This window comes from Streptomyces sp. P9-2B-2 (assembly GCF_030406865.1).
GTDB lineage: Bacteria > Actinomycetota > Actinomycetes > Streptomycetales > Streptomycetaceae > Streptomyces > Streptomyces platensis.
In genome coordinates this window covers 5829974-5847788 of sequence record NZ_CP129126.1, presented here as the reverse complement: position 1 = coordinate 5847788, position 17815 = coordinate 5829974, and the positions used below count along the sequence as shown (strand labels likewise).

Here is a 17815-nt window from a genome sequence, read left to right as displayed (position 1 = left end):
CGCTAGCGAACTGGAGGCAGATCTGACATGGCTCTCGACGAACTGAAGTCCGCGGTACCGGACTACGCCAAGGACCTCAAGCTGAACCTCGGTTCGGTCATCGGCAACAGCGACCTGCCGCAGCAGCAGCTGTGGGGCACCGTACTGGCCTGCGCGATCGCCTCGCGCTCGCCGAAGGTGCTGCGCGAGCTGGAGCCGGAGGCCAAGGCCAACCTCTCCGCCGAGGCGTACAGCGCCGCCAAGTCGGCCGCGGCCATCATGGCGATGAACAACGTCTTCTACCGGACCCGGCACCTGCTGTCGGACCCGGAGTACGGCAACCTGCGCGCCGGTCTGCGGATGAACGTCATCGGCAACCCGGGCGTGGACAAGGTCGACTTCGAGCTGTGGTCGCTGGCCGTCTCGGCCATCAACGGCTGCGGTATGTGCCTGGACTCGCACGAGCAGGTGCTCCGCAAGGCCGGTGTGGACCGCGAGACGATCCAGGAGGCCGTCAAGATCGCGTCCGTCCTCCAGGCCGTCGGCGCCACGCTGGACGCCGAGGCCGCGCTCGCCGAGTAATTCCGGCCGCGCGGACACCCGCACCCAAGAACCCCCGCAGACCTGGTGTCTGCGGGGGTTCTGTGCGTCCGGCGGGCAGCGCGCCTACTCCCAGGGCTCCTCGGACGGGCGTGGTGTCGGGGGCGGCGTCGGTGCCACCCCGAGCGCCGTGGCACCGCGTGGGGCCACCGACATCCGCAGCGCCTGTTCCCTGGAGTAGGAACGGAGATAGCCGACCACCGCGTTGGTGACCGCCACCAGCGGGACCGCGACGACCGCACCGCCGATGCCCGCGATCAGCCCGCCCGCGGCCACCGAGAGGATCACCGCCAGCGGATGGACCCGCACCGCCCGGCCCAGGATGAACGGCTGGAGGACATGGCCCTCGATCTGCTGGACGGCCAGCACCACCGCCAGCACCATCAGCGCGGTGAACACCCCGTTGGCGACCAGCGCGATGACACAGGCCAGCGCGCCCGAGACCACCGCGCCGACCAGCGGGATGAACGCGAACAGGAAGATGAAGACGGCGAGCGGGACGGCCAGCGGCACATTGAGGAAGTAGAGCCCGATACCGATGAAGATGGCGTCAATCAGGGCGACGACGACCGTGCCGCGCACATAGGCGGTCAGGGTGCGCCAGGCCCGCGGCCCGGCCCCGGCCACGCCCTCGCGGGCCGCGCTCGGGACCAGCTTGAGCAGCCAGTTCCAGATCCGCCGGCCGTCGTAGAGCAGGAAGAGCGTGGTGAACATCGCGAGCAGAATGCCGGTGAACACCTCCAGGATGACGGTGACGCCCTCCAGACCCGCCGAGGTGATCGCCTCGGTGTTGGCGCCGACCGCGTCCTGGAGATTCTTCGCGATGTGGTTGATCTGACTCTCGGTCACATGGAACGGGCTCTTCAGCAGCCAGCCCTTGAGCTCGGTGATGCCCTCCTGGATACGGCTGGAGACCGAGTCGATGTTGTCCTGCACTTGCCACACGACGAACCAGCCGACCAGGCCCATGATCACGAACCCGCTGATGAAGGTCAGCGCGGTGGCCGGCCCACGCGGCAGCCCGCGCGCACGCAGCCAGCCCACGGTGGGCTGGAGCAGCGCGGTGATCAGCGTGGCCGCGATGAAGGCCAGTACGACCAGTTCGATGGTGGTGATGACGCGCGCCAGCACCCACAGGGTGGCGGCCAGCACCAGCAGCCGCCAGCCCGCCTCGGCGGCGACGCGTACGCCCCACGGCACCGCGTCGACCGGATCGGCGCGGGCCGCGACGGCCGGGGCGTAGGAGGGCGGGGCGGGCACGGACTCCGGCGGACGGCCCGCGGCCGGCTCGGACTCGGGCTCCTGCTCCGACCCGGGCCCCGGCACGCCGTCCACCGCCGTGGGCAGCTGCGTACGGGGGACGGTGAGCGTGCCCACCGAACGGCCGCCCGCTGAACGGTCACCCGCGGGGCCGTCACCGGCCGGGCCGTCGACCGCCGAGCTCTCGGCCGCGGAGGCGTCCGCGTGCTCGGCACGCCTCAGCTCATCCGGGTCGTCGGCCGCCTCCCCCGAGGAGTCCGACAGGCTCCCTCCAGGAGGGACCCCCATCCCGGCTTCCGCGCGGCGGCGCTGTTCCTCCAGCCGCTGCGAGAGCCGCGTCAGACCGGCGCCGAGGCCACCGACCCACTGAGGCAATCTGGACATGTCCTTCCTCTTCCCCTCCCACGCGCCACAAGCTGACGGCACGACGTTACCTGTGCGGCACGCGCGAAACCCCCGACGCGGACGCGTTCGGGGGTTTCGGAAGTGCGATGGTGCGGCTTACGGCCTAGTACCAGCTGTTCGCCTGCCAGAACGACCAGGCACCACAGGGGCTGCCGTAGCGGTCGTTCATGTAGTTCAGGCCCCACTTGATCTGGGTGGCCGGGTTCGTCTGCCAGTCGGCACCGGCCGAGGCCATCTTGGAGCCGGGCAGCGCCTGGACGAGCCCGTAGGCACCCGAGCCGGCATTCGTGGCCTTGTAGTTCCAGGTGGACTCGTGGTCCACGATGTTGCTGAAGCACTGGAACTGGTCGCTCGCCATCATCTGGCGCGCCATGGCCTGCGTCTCGGCGACCGTGTACGAGCCCTTGGAGACGAAGTCGCTCGCGTCGCGCGTGGCGGAACGGGAAGCGGCCAGCGTCTTCTCGTGCTTTTCGGCGGCCTTCTTCGCCTTCGCCTCGTCCGCGGCGTCCTTCTTGCTCTTCGCGGTCTCAGCTGCAGCCTTGCGTGCCGACTCCTGGGCGGACTTCAGGGCTGCCGTGTCCGCCTGGGTGGACTGGTCGTCCGCCTGCTGCGTCAGGGAAGCCGTCTGCACCTGGGCCTGTGCGCCCGCGGGAATGTCGGCGATCGTCGCATCGGCAGCGGCGGCCTCGGTGTTATCGACCGAGGGGAGCGCATTACCCGAAGCGGCACCGGCAATGGCGCCGACGGCGGTGACCGCGGTGGCGGATGCCACGGCGAGTCCCCGGACCGAGATCCGGCTCACACGTTTTCCTTCCAGCATCGTCCGCATAGGTGACCTCGCGGACGCAATCGTGCCCCTGGCGCTGGTCTCCCCTTGTTCCGGGCCCGGTTGAACGATGGGTCCGGCTGGTCACGGGAGGCACTGGCCCGGTACGTCCCCCTCGGGGTCCGCGTGGTGCTCGGGCGGCATACGGCGTTCGCTATGAAGTTCGTGTTCGTTCCACACCTCCCCCAGTCTCACCTTCGTTCGACCGGGGGCACCCCCATGGGGTGTTAATGCTGCCGTATGCGGGGCCTGACAGGACCCAGACTCTGCCCGACCGGGATGCCGGGAGGCAATTCCCCACTGGGTGTGAAAGCTCACACCTCGTTTACGGCAAATGATTTTCGGATATCCACGCGCAGCACAACGCAGCCCGGCTAAGCTCCTTCGCTTCGCCGGGCGGCGTCGTCTTCACAGTCGGTCAGATCCGGCCTTCCTCCAGCATTTCGGTCACCAGCGCCGCGATCGGCGAGCGCTCCGAGCGGTTCAGCGTGACGTGCGCGAACAGCGGGTGGCCCTTCAGCTTCTCGACGACCGCGACCACGCCGTCGTACCGCCCGACCCGGAGGTTGTCGCGCTGCGCGACATCATGGGTCAGCACGACGCGGGAGTTGGCGCCGATACGGGACAGAACCGTCAAAAGGACGTTCCGTTCCAGTGACTGGGCCTCGTCCACGATGACGAACGCGTCATGCAGCGACCGCCCGCGGATATGGGTCAGCGGCAGGACCTCCAACATGCCGCGCCCCACCACCTCTTCGATGACCTCCTTGCTGGTCACCGCGGACAGCGTGTCGAAGACGGCCTGCGCCCAGGGGCTCATCTTCTCCGCCTCGCTGCCCGGCAGATAGCCCAGCTCCTGCCCGCCGACGGCGTACAGCGGCCGGAACACCATCACCTTGCGGTGCTGGCGGCGCTCCAACACGGCCTCCAGACCCGCGCACAGCGCCAGCGCCGACTTGCCCGTGCCGGCCCGCCCGCCCATCGAGACGATGCCGACGTCCGGGTCCAGCAGCAGATCCAGGGCGATCCGCTGCTCGGCGCTGCGGCCGTGGATCCCGAAGGCCTCCCGGTCGCCCCGCACCAGCCGGACCGCACCGTCCGAGGTGACCCGGCCGAGCGCCTTGCCGCGCTCGGACTGCAGCACAAGTCCGGTATGTACCGGAAGTTCGGCCACCTCCGGGACATGGGTGCTCTCGGCGGCGAACAGCTCGTCGACCTGTTCGGCGGAGATGGTCAGCTCGGCCATCCCCGTCCAGCCGGAGTCGGTGATCGCCAGCTCGGCGCGGTACTCCTCGGCCAGCAGCCCGACCGAGGACGCCTTGATGCGCAGCGGCAGATCCTTGGAGACGACCGTGACGTCATAGCCCTCGGCCTGGAGATTGCGCGCCACCGCGAGGATCCGCGAGTCGTTGTCGCCGAGCCGGAAACCCGCGGGCAGTATCCCCGGGTCGGAGTGGTTCAGCTCGACCCGGAGCGACCCGCCCAGATCCCCGATGGGGATCGGCGAGTCCAGCCGCCCGAACTGCACCCGGTACTCGTCCAGCAGACGCAGCGCCTGCCGTGCGAAGTAGCCGAGCTCGGGGTGGTGCCTCTTGGCCTCCAGCTCGGTGACCACGACGACCGGCAGCACGACCTCGTGCTCGTCGAAGCGGGCCATGGCGCCTGGGTCTGCCAGCAGGACACTGGTGTCGAGGACATAAGTGCGCCGGTCGATTTCACGGCGCTGCTTGATGTTCACCACGGATGGACGAACCCCCTCGGATGAGGTTGGGGTGCGACGGCGTCGCGGGGCGGTGTTCTCCCGGGGTCACCGCTTGGAGGCGGCGTCCTCGGGACCCCCGGCCATCTAGTGACCGGACCGGGCTCGGGCCACGATGCGCGGGCCGAGCGCCGGCCCTCCGCGTCGACCGTGCTGTGCGCACGGACCTCCGTGATGTGCAAAGGGCCTCCCGGGCGGACGGCCCCATGCCGCCCGCTGAGATGCGGCGCCTGATGGCTTGTTCCTGACGCCGACCTGGAAGGGATATTCCCTCGAACCCTCGTCGCCATGCCACGGCATATGACGCACAGCCGATGAACCTTGGGTGACGCATGATCACCGAGCGGCGGAGCCATTCGGGTGGGCCGCGAGGGGATGGTGCGTCAGAAAAGGCCCCGCCGGAGGTGCATGGGGCCGGCGGGGCCTGGTGACGTACCGTGACAATCAGGAGTGTCCGGGACGTAAGGGTTGTATGGGGCGTAACGCTCCTGGCGGAAGGGGAGCGGCCCAGCGGGGCTCGCTCTAGAAGCCGTAGCGCCGGTGCCGGGCCGCGTAGTCGCGCAGGGCGCGCAGGAAGTCGACCTTCCGGAACGCCGGCCAGAAGACCTCGCAGAAGTAGTACTCCGAATGGGCGCTCTGCCACAGCATGAAGCCCGACAGCCGCTGCTCGCCGCTCGTCCGGATCACCAGGTCCGGGTCGGGCTGGCCGCGGGTGTAGAGGTGCTCGGAGATCAGGTCGATGTCGACGATCTCGGCGAGATCCTCGAAGGAGGTGCCGCGCTCGGCGTGTTCCAGCAGCAGCGAGCGCACCGCGTCGGCGATCTCCTGCCGGCCGCCGTAGCCGATCGCCACGTTCACCAGCACGCCGGTGTTGTCGCGGGTGGCCTGTTCGGAGTCCTTGAGCACCTTCTGGGTGCCGGTGGGCAGCAGATCGCGGTTGCCCACGTGGTGCACCCGCCAGCGGCCGTCGGCGGCCAGGTCCCGGACGGTGTTCTCGATGATGCCGAGCAGCGGCTTCAGCTCGTCCTCGGGCCGGTCGAGGTTGTCGGTCGACAGCAGCCACAGCGTGACCACCTCGACATCTGTCTCCTCGCACCAGCCGAGCAGCTCACTGATCTTGAGCGCACCGGCCTGGTGGCCCTGCTCGGTGGTCCGCCCGTCGGCCCGCGCCCAGCGCCGGTTGCCGTCCAGGATGACGCCGATGTGCTTGGGCACCTGGGTGTGATCCAGGCGACCCTCCACCCTGCGCGCGTACAGCCGATAGACCAGATTGCGCAGTGCAGGCGGATACGGGATGCGCACCCCGGAAGATCGCAGCATGTGTGGTTAGCCCCTCCGTGCCAATGGCGGTCGCCCCGTCGCCTCAAGTGGGCAACTTTACTTCTCGGCTGTCTCGACAGCCCAATCAGGTAGGTCACAAGTACGTGATAGGGAGATGAGCATGACTGGCACCGACTACCGCGCGGCGGAATCCCGCTACGACTCGATGAAGTACCGGCGAACGGGTCGCAGTGGACTCAAACTCCCCGCTATCTCCCTTGGACTCTGGCACAACTTCGGGGACGACCGCACCCTGAGCTCCCAGCGCGCCATCCTGCGCCGCGCCTTCGACCTGGGCGTCACCCACTTCGATCTGGCCAACAACTACGGTCCGCCACCCGGGTCCGCCGAGCTCAACTTCGGAAAGATCTTTGCACAGGACTTCCGCGGCTACCGCGACGAGATGATTCTGTCGACGAAGGCCGGATATCTGATGCACCCCGGCCCGTACGGCGAATGGGGTTCACGGAAATATCTCCTCTCCTCGCTGGATGCCTCACTGAAGCGGATGGGCGTCGATTACGTCGATATCTTCTACTCGCACCGCTTCGACCCCGACACCCCGCTGGAGGAGACGATGGGCGCGCTGGCGTCCGCCGTCCAGCAGGGCAAGGCCCTGTATGTCGGGATTTCCTCGTACAACGCGGAGCAGACCCGGGACGCGGCCGGGATCCTGCGCGCGATGGGCGTACCGGCGCTGATCCACCAGCCCTCGTACTCGATGATCAACCGCTGGACCGAGGACGATCTGCTGCTGGACACCCTTGAAGCGGAGGGCATGGGCTGCATCTCTTTTGCGCCACTCGCGCAGGGCATGCTGACCGATAAATATCTGCACGGCGTCCCCGAGGGCTCGCGCGCCGCCCAGGGCAAGTCGCTGGACCCGAATCTGCTGTCCGACGACGTCGTGCGCCGGCTCCGGGGCCTCAATGAGATCGCCGCCCGCCGTGGCCAGTCGCTGGCGCAGCTCGCCCTGGGCTGGGTGCTGCGCGACGAGCGGATGACCTCCGCCCTGATCGGCGCCAGCAGCGTCGCCCAGCTGGAGGCCAATATCGCGGCCCTCGACGCCCCCGCGATCACCGGGAGCGAGCTGGCGGAGATCGATGAGTTCGCCAGGACCACGGACGGCGTGAACATCTGGGCCCGCCGCTGAGCGCTCCGGGCGCCTGCGCCGCGGGGAGCCGTCGTACGGCCGCGGCCTGATCGCGGCTGGTCACGGGGTTCCCCGCGCCCCGGACAAAAAGCGGGCCGGTCCGTGGGGGGGATACGGACCGGCCCGAGGGGGGGTTTCCACCATAACCCCGACGGAGGGGTGCTGCGTGCACCGGCGTGGCCACGGCGGGTCGGGCGCTCCCGGAGGCGCCGTTCCGGGGTGGGTCAGGCCGCCGCCGCGGCGCCCGGGAGCAGCCCGCAGAACGCCCCGATGATCATGAAGGGCCCCAGCGGCATGGCTGCATTCCGCGCCTCGCGCCGTACGAGCAGCAGCCCCGCGCCGTAGAGCGCACCGAGCAGCACCCCCGCGGCGCCGCCCGTGACGAGGGTGCGCCAGCCGTACCACCCCAGGGCGATCCCCAGCCCGACCGCGAGCTTGACGTCGCCCAGCCCGATGCCCCGCGGGTTCACGAGATAGAGGACGAGGTACCAGGCGCCGAGGAGCAGGCCGCCCAGCAGGGCCCGCCGCCACGCCGCGGTCTCCCCCGTGAGCCAGCCGACGGACCCCAGCAGTGCCGCGCCGGCCACCGCGAGCGGCAGCGTCAGCACGTCCGGGAGGCGCCGGGCCCGCCAGTCGACGGCGGCCAGCAGCACCGCGACCGGCGTCATCACCAGCCAGGCGACGAGTTCCGGCCGGGGCCCGGTGGCCGCCGCCAGGGCCGCGGAGGCCGCCGCGGTGGCCGCCGCCGTGGGCAGCGGGCCCGGCCCGTACGCCCCGCAGTCCGGACAGCGCCCGCGCCCCAGCCAGCCCCGGGCCGGCCCGGTGATCGGATGCCCCCCGGGACAGACCGCGCGCCACTCCTCCTCGGGCTCGACGGCCATCCGGTGGACGGGCCGCGGTATCAGCAGCCCGGCCGCGGCGCCGTAGACGGCGGCGAGAAACATCAGCATCACGGACACGCGTCGACCCTAGAGGCGCCCGGTGGCGGCCCGCCGGGAAAGTGCGGGAGTGCCGGACTGCCGGACTGCGGGAGTGCGGGAGTGCGGGAGGGCCGGAGCTGATAGAACGCTGCGCATGGCGCGTTGGGAGAATGGTCCGGGAGTTCTGTACGGGGCGGAGAGCAGTGTTCCGGTGGAGATCGCGGCGTCCTACCGGGCCCGGTCCCGCGGGCTGTTGGGGCGGGACGGGATCGAGGGGGCGCTGTTGCTCACCCCGGCGAGCGGGGTGCACACCTTCCGGATGCGGTTCGCGATCGATGTCGCCTATCTGAGCCGGGACTTCACCGTGCTCGCCGTCCGCACCATGCGCCCGGGGCTGCTGGGACTCCCCCGCCTCCGCGCCCGGCACGTCCTGGAGGCGGAGGCCGGTGCGATGGCGCGCTGGGGGCTGCGGCCCGGACTGCGCCTGGGGGTTGAACCCGGCCGGGGCCCGCTTATGAGGCGCGCGGGAAGCTGACCTCGACCCGGCGGTTCTTCTTGCGGCCTTCCTCGGTGCCGTTGTCGGCGATCGGGTACTGCTCGCCGTAGCCGCGGATCTGGAAACCGACGGACGAGCCGAGGTCCTTGGCCAGTTCCTGCTGGACGGCGGTGGCGCGCTTCTTGGACAGCACCAGGCCGTGGCCCGCCGAGCCGAGGTTGTCGGTGAAGCCGAAGACCCGCAGGCTGGTGGCGTTCTGCTTCTTGATCTCGGCCGCGATGGTGCCGATCCGGGACAGCGCGTCCGACGACAGTTCGGCGCTGTCCTTGCCGAAGAGGACCTCGGCCTGGAGCGCGAAGGTCACATTGTCGTTGGTGTCCTGGCGGCGCTCGGAGCCGTCGTCCGCCTCGACGATCGACTTGATGTTGAGGACCTTGGACGGCGCGAGCTTGGCGCCCTGGACCATCCGCAGGTCGGGGTCGCCGGTGTCGATGCGCACCGGCGGGCTGGAGTCCTCGGTCACGCCCGGCGGATCGGCATGGGCGACGGGGGCCGTCAGCGCCACGGTGAGCAGCAGCGCGACGGCGGCGGTGGCGGCGCTCCGGGGCGCTCGGCGCACCCGGTGTCCTCGGGGCATCTGGGTCGCGGTCATCGGTGCCCGCTCAGTCCGTGATCCGCACGCTGGCCGGCGGCAGGGTCGGCAGCTGGAAATCGACCTCGGTGACCTTGGCCGGCGGCGCCGGGAACTGCGCGAAGATCGGGCGGCTGGCCCCCGGCATCAGCCCGCTGAGGCCGGTCGTGCACAGGCATTCGCCGTTGGTGTCGCGCAGCACCAGATAGCGCTTCTTGCCCGCCTTGTCGACGAGGGTCGCCCCGGAGATCGAGGAACGGGACCGCAGCTCGGTCTCGTTGGAGCGCCAGTCGATGGCGTTGAAGGCGCGGGTGCCGCGGTTGGTGACCGTGCCGTTGACGGTGACGAAGCCGCCGGAGTCCCGGACCACGGAATGCAGGGTGACCACCACGCCGTCCGGCCCCTTCATCTCGCCGATCACCTTGTCGGAGTCGGCCGCCGGGGCCCCGGGGCCGCTGTCCTTGGGGGCGGTGCTGCGGGCCGGTGGCTTGTCGCCGTCCGACGCCTTCGCACCGCCGCTGTCACCACCGCAGCCGGCCACGACGAGCGCGAGGCCGACAGCGCTCGCCATGGCGACCGCTCCCCTGGCGGCCTTCGTGGTGCGCCGAATGCTCATGGGATGCGATTCCTTTGATCGTCGTCTGGTCGTCTCGAGGGGGGTGGTCGGGTGCGGGCGGTCAATGGGCGAGGCGTACGGAGAACAGGTCGGCGGCGTCGGGCAGTTCCTGGAGGTGGCGGGGGTCGAGCGTCCAGCGTTTTCCGTCGCAGGTGATCTCGACGGGGGCGGGGGCGTCGTCGTCCTTGCCGCTCTTGCCGTCCTTGCCTCCCTTGTCGTCCGCACCGTCCCCGCTGTCCTCGCCGTCCCCGCCGTCCGTCCCGCCGGTGTCGTCCTGGGCGGGGTCGAGGGTGCAGCGGGGACCGACGACGGACTTCGCCGCGGCGGACGCATGCTCGTTGCTGGTCGCCGGGATGACGGAATCCCCCACGGGGTTGCGGGTGGTGACCTCGACGGCGAACGAGGTGGGCCAGGAGTCCGGGGTGCAGCGGGGGCCGGAGAGACGGGCGCCGTTGCGTCCGGCGAACCAGGCCGCGCTCTCGCAGGCCGCCGGGGACAGGACGCCGCGCCCGTTCAGCAGCTCTTTCCAGGCCGTCGGGTCGGTCCGGTAGCTGCCGTCGCGGAGGCCGTCGAGCACGCTCTCGCGCAGCAGTTCGCGGTACTTCTGGCCGGCGGCGAGCGCGGCCGCGTCGGCGGCGGTCTGCGCACCGTTGCGGCTGGCCGCCGCCTGCCCGACGGCGAAGAAAGCGAGCGCGAGGAAGAGCAGGCCCCCGACCGCGACGATGTAGAGCGGGAAGGCCTGCCCTTCGTCGCGCCGGCGGTGGGGTGGGGTGGTGGCCGGCACGGCGGTGGCGGTGCGGGCTAAATGCCGACGACGTCGGAGATCTTGTTGGCGATGGCGTTCGCGATCTGGCTGCCGAAGTCCGTGGTCGACAGGACCAGGACGATCGCCACGACCACCGCGATGATGCCGAGGTACTCGATCGAGGTCTGTCCCCGGTCGTTCCCCAAAATCCGCTTCGCCATCGTCTTCCCCTCCATGGGCGGCCGTACCGCTCTGGTCCGGCTGGTCTGTCCCCGTGGTGCCGGCGCGGTCGGCCGCGCTCACGACACCAGAAAAGTACGCCGGAACCGCATGCCCGGAACAGGGAATCCGTATCCCATCCTCTTTCGGGAACCCGGATGACAGGCACAACGTCGTCTTTCGGCCACTCAGTCGCACCCTACCCACCCCCGCTCCCCCTCCGGGACCGTGCCCCGTTCCGTTACCCATGCAGACCGGACGGTCCTTCCGCACCATAGTGCGAGTGCAACCGTCCGCCCACCCACTGTGACACAACTCGTTGCTGTTGCGAAGGAGTTGAGGGGAAGCCGGGCCCGTAACGCACTCATCCGGCCGAGTACAGGCCGCCGTCGGCCGGACGGGCCCGAATGTGCAACCGCAAGGGCAGGCCGGAGCGGCGGCCGTCGTGGCGGGTGGCGGCACAGCAGGTCACCAGGGGCCGGACGGGCGGCGCGCCGGGGGCCGCCGGGTCGGGTCCGCCGAGCCCGGTCCCGTGGCGCCGGACGGCCGCGGGCGGGTCCGGTGCCGGGCCGAGTGAGACAGGTCACCTGTCCATCAGCGAGCCGAAGTTGGTGCCCGAGCCCAGGAAGAAACCGGCGATGAGCAGGATCATCGTGGCCGGAACCATAAAGGTGGTGACGACCATGGTGGCCTTGGGGACCGCGCGGGCGGCCCGGCGCCGGGCGTTCTGGGCGTCGGTCCGGCGCATGTCGTCGGCGATCTGGATCAGCGTCTCGACGATCGGCGAGCCCAGCTCCTCGCCCTGCTGGAGGGCGGTGACGAACTGTGCGACCTGTTCGGAGTCATTGCGTTTGCGCAGTTCCTCGAAGGCGGCCCGGCGGCTGACGCCCATGTCCATCTGCCGCAGGGTGATCCGGAGTTCATCCGCCCATGGCCCCTCGTACTTCTCCGCGACCCGGTCCAGGGCCTGACGGAAGCCCAGACCGGCGCTGACCACGACGGCCAGCACATCCAGAAAGTCCGGAAGAGTGCGCTCGATGGTGTCCTTGCGCTGACGGATGGCGGCCCAGATGCCGACCTCGGTCCAGAAGAGGCCGAACAGCACCATCAGCACGCCGAGCAGCGGCTGGCCGCGCAGAAACATCACCAGGGCGCCGAAGAGGCCGAGGGCCCCGTAGACGGCGCGGCGGGCGGCGTACCGGTCGACGGTCAGCCCGCCCGGATTGCCCGCCAGGTCGATCCGCCGGCGGATCCGGGCGGTGCGCTTGCCGCCCATCAGCCGCAGCACCAGCGGCGCGTAGCGCATCCCGGCGCGGTCCACCGCCGACCCGACGGCCGTGGTGCGGGTCGCGCCGACCTCCAGGGACAGCGCCAGGTCGGGCGGCAGCCGGGCCTCGCGCCGGTAGAGCGCGATACCGCAGCAGATACCGGCGACCGAGAGGGCGAAGGCGAGGGCCAGCAGGATTCCGAGTGCCATGGCGATACCTAGACGTCGATCTTGGACAGACGGCGGATGAAGAAGAACCCGAGCCCGTAGAGGGCGAAGGCCACCACGACCGCGAGCTGGCCGAGGAAGGAGGCGGTCATCCGGTCGATGGCGCCCGGGGCGATCCGGTTCATCAGCAGCAGGGTGCCGATACCGAGCAGCGGGACGACATAGGCGGTGACCACCACCTGGGAGAGCTGGGTGCGGACCTCCCGGCGGGTCTCCTTACGCTCCTCCAGGGTCTTGGTGAGGTTGCGCAGCGAGCCGACGACGGTGCCGCCGGCGCGGTTGGCCAGCACCAGCGTGGTGACGAGCACGACGAGTTCCCGGGACGGCAGGCGTTCGGCCAGCTCGCCGAGCGCCTCGTCGATGGAGTGGCCGACGGCGAGCTTGTCGGAGACCTTGGCCAGCTCCTCACCGGCCGGGGCCTCCAGTTCCTCGGCCGCCATGCCCAGCGCCGTCCGCAGCGCGAGTCCGGCCTGGGTGGCGTTGGCGAGGATCCGGGAGAGTTCGGGCAGCTGGTTGATGAACTTCTCGATGCGCTTCTGCCGCTGCCAGTTGAGGAAGGCGAACGCCGCCCAGATGGCGACCAGCGCGGCGATCGGGCCGAAGAACGGGGCGAGGGTGGCCTGGGCGACGAGCCACAGCGCGAGGACCGCGCCGAGCAGGTAGACGACGAACTCGCCGGGGGTGACGTCCAGGCCGGTGGCGGTCAGCCGCAGTTCGAGGCGGCGGCCGAAGCGGGTGCCGCGCAGCGCCCGGTCGACGGACGGGAAGCGGCGCCGCCCGGTCACCGGCAGCCCGCGCTCGTCGGCCAGCCGGTCGACGATGGCCTGTCGCTGGGCGCGCCCGGCCGCGTACGTCCGGGCGCCGGCGATCGCGAGCAGCCCGCACAGCAGCGTGGCGCCGATGGCGAGCAGGGCGAGGTCGTTCCCGCCGGTCATGAGTGGGCCTTCCGGGTGGCGAGTTGGGCGTCGTGGGTGGCGATGCCGAAGGCGGGCGGGGTGGGCTCGCTGGCCATGAAGAGGCGTTCGGCGACCCGGCGGGGCAGCGGGAAGTAGCGGAACCGGCCGTGCACGATGCGGTCGGCGCCCATCGGTTCGGCGTCGAAGCGGCAGACCGTGGCGATCCGGTAGTCCTCGTGGCCGCGTGAGTCGAGGATGGCGATCTCGCTGATCCGGCGGGAGCCGTCGGCGTGCCGGGTGAGCTGGACGAGGCAGTCGACGGCGCTGTTGATCTGGTCCCGCAGCGCCTCGAAGGGGATCTTGACGTCGGACATCGACGCCAGGGTCTGGAGCCGCATCAGGGCGTCCTCGGCGCTGTTGGCGTGCACGGTGGCCAGCGAGCCGTCGTGGCCGGTCGACATCGCCTGGAGCATGTCGAGGGTCTCGCCGCCGCGCACCTCGCCGACGATGATGCGGTCGGGGCGCATCCGCAGGGAGTTGCGGACCAGGTCGCGGATGGTGATCCGGCCCTTGCCCTCGACGTTGGGCGGGCGGGACTCCAGCCGGATGACATGGCTCTGCTGGAGCTGGAGTTCGGCGGCGTCCTCGACGGTGATGATCCGCTCGCCGTCCGGGATCAGCCCGGACAGCGCGTTGAGGAGGGTGGTCTTGCCCGCACCCGTGGCCCCGGAGACCACCACATTGAACTTGGCCCGCACCAGCCCCGCCAGCAGCATCAGCATCTGCTCGTCGAGGGTGCCCATGCCGATGAGTTCGGCGAGGGTGTAGGCGCGGGGGAAGCGGCGGATGGTGAGGGTGGCGCCGTTCAGCGCGAGCGGCGGGATGATCACGTTGACGCGTTCGCCGGACGGCAGCCGGGCGTCGACCATCGGATTGGACTCGTCGACCCGGCGGTTGACGGTGGAGACGATCCGTTCGATGGTCTGCATCAGCTGCTCGTGCGAGGCGAAGCGGACGGGCAGCAGCTCGACCCGGCCGGCCCGCTCGACGTACACCTGGTCCGGGCCGTTGACCATGATCTCGGTGATCGAGGCGTCCTCCAGCAGCGGCTCCAGCACCCCCAGGCCCAGCGCCTCGTCCACCACCCGGCGGATGAGCTGGGCGCGTTCGGCGGTGGAGAGCACCGGGCCCTCGCGGCTGATGATGTGGCCCAGCACCCGCTCCAGCCGTGAGCGGCGCTCGGCCGCGGCCAGCGAGGACATCTCGGCGAGGTCGATCTCTTCGAGCAGCTTGGCGCGGTAGACGGCGACCAGATGGCTGTCCTCGCGCGCCTCACCGGCCGGTTCGGGTGCGACGATCCGGGCTTTCAGGCTCATCGCGGGGGTGCTCCTTCGTACGTGTCCGCGGCGCGCGGGCCCAGCGCGCCGGGTTCCTGCGGGCGGGGCATGGTGGCGGTGCGGCTGGCCGTACCGAGGCTGTCGACGCCGGGGATGACCGAGGGGATCGCCACCCGCACCGTCGCGCTGACCTCGGCGCCCCCGCCGCCCACCGAGATCGTCGCGCCGTCGGCGACCCAGTCGCTCATCGCGGCCCGTCCGGCGGCCTGCGGGCCGGTCTCCCGGTCGGCCTCGTCCATCGAGGCGGTACGGGCCGCGGCGCGCGCCCCGGTCCCGGCCTGCTGGACGGTGTAGGCGGCCAGGCCGAGCTGGACCACGGCGAGCCCGACGACCAGCAGGATCGGCAGAAAGCCGAGGAACTCGATGGAGGCCTGGCCCCGGTCGCGGCCGTGACCGCGGAGCCGGGCGGGAAGGCGTACGGCGCTCACCCGGTGCCCTCCTTCGCGGCGCCGGCCGAGCCGGTGACCTTCCACGGATAGCTGCCGGCGCCGGGGAAGAGCACCGGGACCTCGATCCGTACGGTGGCCTTCCACAGGCCCGACTCCGTTCCGCAGGAGGTCGAGGCGCCCGCGCGCCAGGAACTGGGCAGTTCGTCCTCGGCGGCGGCGCGGCAGGCGCCCTCGCCGCCGCCCTCGGTGGCGGTGGCGGCCCGTGCGCCGCGGTCGGCGGAGTGCGCGGCGAGCGAGTAGGTGTACCCGACCAGCACCAACTGCCAGAGCAGGGCGAGGACCAGCAGGATCAGCGGGAGCAGCCCCATGAATTCCACGGCCACCTGCCCCCGGTCGTCGCCGCCCAGCGGGCGCCGCACCGCTCAGCCCTCCTCGTACGGGCCGGACGGATCGAACGGCCCCGGGCCGGCCGCCGCCGCGGATCCCCGCCGCACCCCGAACCGGGGACCGGTGCCGGGGCCCGCCCCGGAGGCCGTCCCCGACGCCTGACCCGGAATTCCCCCGGAAGCGGGAGCCGCCCCCGGCGTTATGGCCTTGCGCTTGCGCCCGGTCAGCGTGGGGCGGGCCCGGTGGCTGCCGCGGCCCTGCCGTACGGACGGCGAGTCGCCCAGGCCGAGTTCACCGGCCAGCGCGCACAGCGCCTGCTTGACCGTGGACCGGCTGTCCAGATCCTGCATCCGGCCCGCGTCGACACAGGGCTGGAGCTCCTTGAAGGCGGCCGGCACATGGGTCCGGGCGACCTGGGTGCCGGTGGCCTTGGCGACCAGCGGCGGCTGGATCTCGGTGTTCCGGGTGAGGCGGTTGACCACCGTCGTGGTGTCCTCCGCCTTACGGATCTGGAGCCGGTCCCACAGCCGGACCTGCCGTTTGGCGGCCCGTACGGCCACCACGTCCGGGGTGGTCACCAGCAGTGCCAGATCGGCGAGTTCGACGGCCGCGGCGTTGGCGGACTGCATCTGGGAGCCGCAGTCGACCAGCACGACTTCGTAGCGGGAGCGCAGCGCGCCGATGATCTGCCGGGCCGCCCGGTCGTCGACCTCCTCACCGCGTTCGCCCTCCTCGGGCGCCAGCAGCAGGCCCAGACCGGTGTGGTGGTCGTGCACGGCGTCCTGGAGAACCCGTACGGAGATGTCCTGAATGCCCGCCAGATCGACGACCGAGCGGCGGAACTGGACGTCCAGATAGGAGGCCACGTCACCGGACTGGAGATCCAGGTCCACCAGCGCGACGCTGCGGCCCGCGGCCCGCGCCGCCAGCGCCAGCTGCACCGCGGTGACGGTGGTGCCGACCCCGCCCTTGGCACCCGTCACGGTCACCAGCGTCCCGGCCGGGCCGGAAACCGCCTCCGGGCTGCCCCCTAGGTGGACCCGGACGCCCGCCGACCACTGCGCGGCGGCCTGCACCCGGGCGGCCAGCTCGTCGTAGCCGAGCGGCATCCCGACGATGCCCCGGGCCCCGGCGTCCATCGCCGCGGAGAACAGCGCGGGCCCGGCATCCGTGGTGATCAGTACGACGCCGACGGCGGGGAAGCGCAGCGCCACCTCACGGATCAGCTCCAGCGCCGGTGTCGGCCCGATCCGCTCGTGGACGAGCACGACCTCGGGGAGCGCCTCCACGGCGGACGGCTGGCCCGCGGCGGACGGGCCACCCGCGGCCGCCGCACCGGCCCCCTGGGCGGCGGCACCGGCCAGCGCGTGGAGCAGCGCGGCGGAGTCCCCGACGGTGGGCGCGGGTTCGGCGTCCGGCAGCTGGTGGAGCAGCGAGGACACGGCGCGGGCGGCGTCGGGGTCACCGATGGCCGGGAGGATGCGGATGGTCACCTGAGGCTCCGGGTCACTTGTCGCCGTCGAGGGTGTAGCTGCGCTGGGCGGGCGGTATGGCGTTCTCGTTGCCGGGGGCGAGCAGGGCGAGCCGTACATGGGAGGCGAAGGACTCGGCGTACGCGACCCGTTGGGCGTCCGGCGTGTTCAGCGCGAAGGTGATCGGGACGGCCTCACCGGCCTGGCGGCTGTTGGCGGTGGTGCTGTCGCCCGGGTCCTTGGCCTCCAGGGGCGTCAGCTTGCCGACGTCGATGACCTGGGCGCCCGCGACGATGACCTTGGAGACCGGCTTGTCCTCGGGGCGCTTGCCCTCGAACGTGGCGTAGATGTTCACCCGGGCACCGGGGTTGATCTTGCCGGCCACACCGGTGGCGGCGTCGATCATGATGGCGATCTCCTGCTGCCCGGACTTCAGTGCGGGCCGCTCGACGATCATGTCGTCCTGGAGCAGCGACCCCTTCTTCAGCGGGGTCACCGCGATCTTGCCGCTGACCTGGTCCAGGTCGGTCACGGCGGTGGGCGGCAGCCACCGCTGCGGCATCTGCACCTTTTCGAACTGCCCCGGATTCAGCTCTTTATAGGCCGCGACATCGCTCTTCAGCCGGTACGCCGTCTTCTCGGGGCCGACCTTGGACTCGACGTTCTTGATCACCGACAGTACGCCGACGAACGCGCCGACCGCACAGAGAACCGACAGGAGCAGCAGGATCACTCCGCGGCGCTGGCGTGAGTTCATGGGGGAGGGACCTCGATCGGGACGGGGAGAAAGGGCGGGCGGGGGACGGGTTCGGGCGGTCGCCGGGCGGGAACCCGGCGGGCGGCCGGGGGG

General features: G+C 71.1%; 19 protein-coding genes. 3 read left to right on the top strand and 16 right to left on the bottom strand.

Annotation, left to right across the window (positions count from 1 at the left end):
• The first annotated feature begins 27 nt into the window (after positions 1–27).
• A complete protein-coding gene (locus tag QT196_RS25840; RefSeq protein WP_018089322.1) occupies positions 28–561 on the top strand; it encodes an alkyl hydroperoxide reductase in 534 nt (177 codons plus the stop codon).
• Between the two features lie 84 nt (positions 562–645).
• Here QT196_RS25840 and QT196_RS25835 read toward each other — a convergent pair whose 3' ends face one another.
• The 4 genes from QT196_RS25835 to QT196_RS25820 form a co-directional block, all read right to left on the bottom strand.
• Positions 646–2223 carry an AI-2E family transporter gene (locus tag QT196_RS25835; protein WP_168481189.1) on the bottom strand — a complete coding sequence of 526 codons (1578 nt, stop codon included), beginning with the start codon at positions 2221–2223 and terminating at the stop codon, positions 646–648.
• A 124-nt stretch (positions 2224–2347) separates the two neighbouring features.
• A complete protein-coding gene (locus QT196_RS25830) occupies positions 2348–3046 on the bottom strand; it encodes a transglycosylase SLT domain-containing protein (protein WP_168481188.1) in 699 nt (232 codons plus the stop codon).
• A gap of 442 nt (positions 3047–3488) precedes the next feature.
• Entirely contained in the window at positions 3489–4811 is a 1323-nt protein-coding gene (locus QT196_RS25825; protein ID WP_168481187.1) for a PhoH family protein, read from the bottom strand.
• Positions 4812–5351: 540 nt separating this feature from the next.
• A complete protein-coding gene (locus tag QT196_RS25820; RefSeq protein WP_168481186.1) occupies positions 5352–6149 on the bottom strand; it encodes an isoprenyl transferase in 798 nt (265 codons plus the stop codon).
• Positions 6150–6270: 121 nt separating this feature from the next.
• Between QT196_RS25820 and mgrA the strand changes: the two genes are divergently transcribed.
• Positions 6271–7302 (top strand): L-glyceraldehyde 3-phosphate reductase, encoded by a 1032-nt coding sequence (mgrA, locus tag QT196_RS25815; protein ID WP_266733785.1) that lies wholly within the window; start codon positions 6271–6273, stop codon positions 7300–7302.
• Between the two features lie 224 nt (positions 7303–7526).
• Here mgrA and QT196_RS25810 read toward each other — a convergent pair whose 3' ends face one another.
• The gene (locus tag QT196_RS25810) at positions 7527–8261 is read right to left on the bottom strand and encodes an A24 family peptidase (RefSeq protein WP_266733787.1); all 735 of its coding nucleotides are present in this window, start codon (positions 8259–8261) and stop codon (positions 7527–7529) included.
• A gap of 115 nt (positions 8262–8376) precedes the next feature.
• Between QT196_RS25810 and QT196_RS25805 the strand changes: the two genes are divergently transcribed.
• Positions 8377–8757: a DUF192 domain-containing protein gene (locus tag QT196_RS25805; protein ID WP_168481183.1), complete on the top strand. Its 381-nt coding sequence runs from the start codon at positions 8377–8379 to the stop codon at positions 8755–8757.
• Here QT196_RS25805 and QT196_RS25800 read toward each other — a convergent pair.
• The 11 genes from QT196_RS25800 to cpaB form a co-directional block, all read right to left on the bottom strand.
• Positions 8735–9370, bottom strand: coding sequence for an OmpA family protein (locus QT196_RS25800; RefSeq protein WP_168481182.1), 636 nt, complete (start codon positions 9368–9370; stop codon positions 8735–8737). The genes QT196_RS25805 and QT196_RS25800 overlap by 23 nt on opposite strands.
• Positions 9371–9380: 10 nt before the next feature.
• Positions 9381–9965 carry a hypothetical protein gene (locus tag QT196_RS25795; RefSeq protein WP_085926756.1) on the bottom strand — a complete coding sequence of 195 codons (585 nt, stop codon included), beginning with the start codon at positions 9963–9965 and terminating at the stop codon, positions 9381–9383.
• A gap of 61 nt (positions 9966–10026) precedes the next feature.
• A complete protein-coding gene (locus QT196_RS25790; protein ID WP_266733790.1) occupies positions 10027–10749 on the bottom strand; it encodes a pilus assembly protein TadG-related protein in 723 nt (240 codons plus the stop codon).
• 17 nt (positions 10750–10766) lie between these two features.
• Positions 10767–10931 carry a membrane protein gene (locus QT196_RS25785; protein ID WP_018089307.1) on the bottom strand — a complete coding sequence of 55 codons (165 nt, stop codon included), beginning with the start codon at positions 10929–10931 and terminating at the stop codon, positions 10767–10769.
• 581 nt (positions 10932–11512) lie between these two features.
• Positions 11513–12406: a DUF5936 domain-containing protein gene (locus tag QT196_RS25780; protein WP_168481180.1), complete on the bottom strand. Its 894-nt coding sequence runs from the start codon at positions 12404–12406 to the stop codon at positions 11513–11515.
• Between the two features lie 8 nt (positions 12407–12414).
• Complete coding sequence (locus tag QT196_RS25775) at positions 12415–13359, bottom strand: type II secretion system F family protein (protein ID WP_168481179.1); 945 nt, start codon at positions 13357–13359, stop codon at positions 12415–12417.
• Positions 13356–14696 carry a CpaF family protein gene (locus QT196_RS25770; protein ID WP_168481178.1) on the bottom strand — a complete coding sequence of 447 codons (1341 nt, stop codon included), beginning with the start codon at positions 14694–14696 and terminating at the stop codon, positions 13356–13358. The genes QT196_RS25775 and QT196_RS25770 overlap by 4 nt, the downstream gene beginning before the upstream one ends.
• Positions 14693–15145, bottom strand: coding sequence for a TadE family protein (locus QT196_RS25765; protein ID WP_266733794.1), 453 nt, complete (start codon positions 15143–15145; stop codon positions 14693–14695). Before QT196_RS25765 ends, QT196_RS25770 begins: the two co-directional genes overlap by 4 nt.
• On the bottom strand, positions 15142–15525 hold the full coding sequence (locus tag QT196_RS25760) for a TadE/TadG family type IV pilus assembly protein (protein WP_266733796.1): 384 nt from the start codon (positions 15523–15525) through the stop codon (positions 15142–15144). The genes QT196_RS25765 and QT196_RS25760 overlap by 4 nt, the downstream gene beginning before the upstream one ends.
• Before the next feature lie 3 nt (positions 15526–15528).
• A complete protein-coding gene (locus tag QT196_RS25755) occupies positions 15529–16986 on the bottom strand; it encodes an AAA family ATPase (protein ID WP_168481176.1) in 1458 nt (485 codons plus the stop codon).
• Between the two features lie 13 nt (positions 16987–16999).
• Positions 17000–17722 (bottom strand): Flp pilus assembly protein CpaB, encoded by a 723-nt coding sequence (gene cpaB / locus QT196_RS25750; RefSeq protein WP_211117420.1) that lies wholly within the window; start codon positions 17720–17722, stop codon positions 17000–17002.
• Positions 17723–17815 lie beyond the last annotated feature (93 nt).

Coding starts and splice junctions, on each gene's coding strand:
- QT196_RS25840 (WP_018089322.1), top strand. CDS start 28: ATGGCTCTCGACGAACTGAAGTCCGCGGTACCGGACTACGCCAAGGAC.
- QT196_RS25795 (WP_085926756.1), bottom strand. CDS start 9,965: ATGAGCATTCGGCGCACCACGAAGGCCGCCAGGGGAGCGGTCGCCATG.
- QT196_RS25835 (WP_168481189.1), bottom strand. CDS start 2,223: ATGTCCAGATTGCCTCAGTGGGTCGGTGGCCTCGGCGCCGGTCTGACG.
- QT196_RS25770 (WP_168481178.1), bottom strand. CDS start 14,696: ATGAGCCTGAAAGCCCGGATCGTCGCACCCGAACCGGCCGGTGAGGCG.
- QT196_RS25785 (WP_018089307.1), bottom strand. CDS start 10,931: ATGGCGAAGCGGATTTTGGGGAACGACCGGGGACAGACCTCGATCGAG.
- QT196_RS25800 (WP_168481182.1), bottom strand. CDS start 9,370: ATGACCGCGACCCAGATGCCCCGAGGACACCGGGTGCGCCGAGCGCCC.
- QT196_RS25780 (WP_168481180.1), bottom strand. CDS start 12,406: ATGGCACTCGGAATCCTGCTGGCCCTCGCCTTCGCCCTCTCGGTCGCC.
- QT196_RS25805 (WP_168481183.1), top strand. CDS start 8,377: ATGGCGCGTTGGGAGAATGGTCCGGGAGTTCTGTACGGGGCGGAGAGC.
- cpaB (WP_211117420.1), bottom strand. CDS start 17,722: ATGAACTCACGCCAGCGCCGCGGAGTGATCCTGCTGCTCCTGTCGGTT.
- QT196_RS25820 (WP_168481186.1), bottom strand. CDS start 6,149: ATGCTGCGATCTTCCGGGGTGCGCATCCCGTATCCGCCTGCACTGCGC.
- mgrA (WP_266733785.1), top strand. CDS start 6,271: ATGACTGGCACCGACTACCGCGCGGCGGAATCCCGCTACGACTCGATG.
- QT196_RS25775 (WP_168481179.1), bottom strand. CDS start 13,359: ATGACCGGCGGGAACGACCTCGCCCTGCTCGCCATCGGCGCCACGCTG.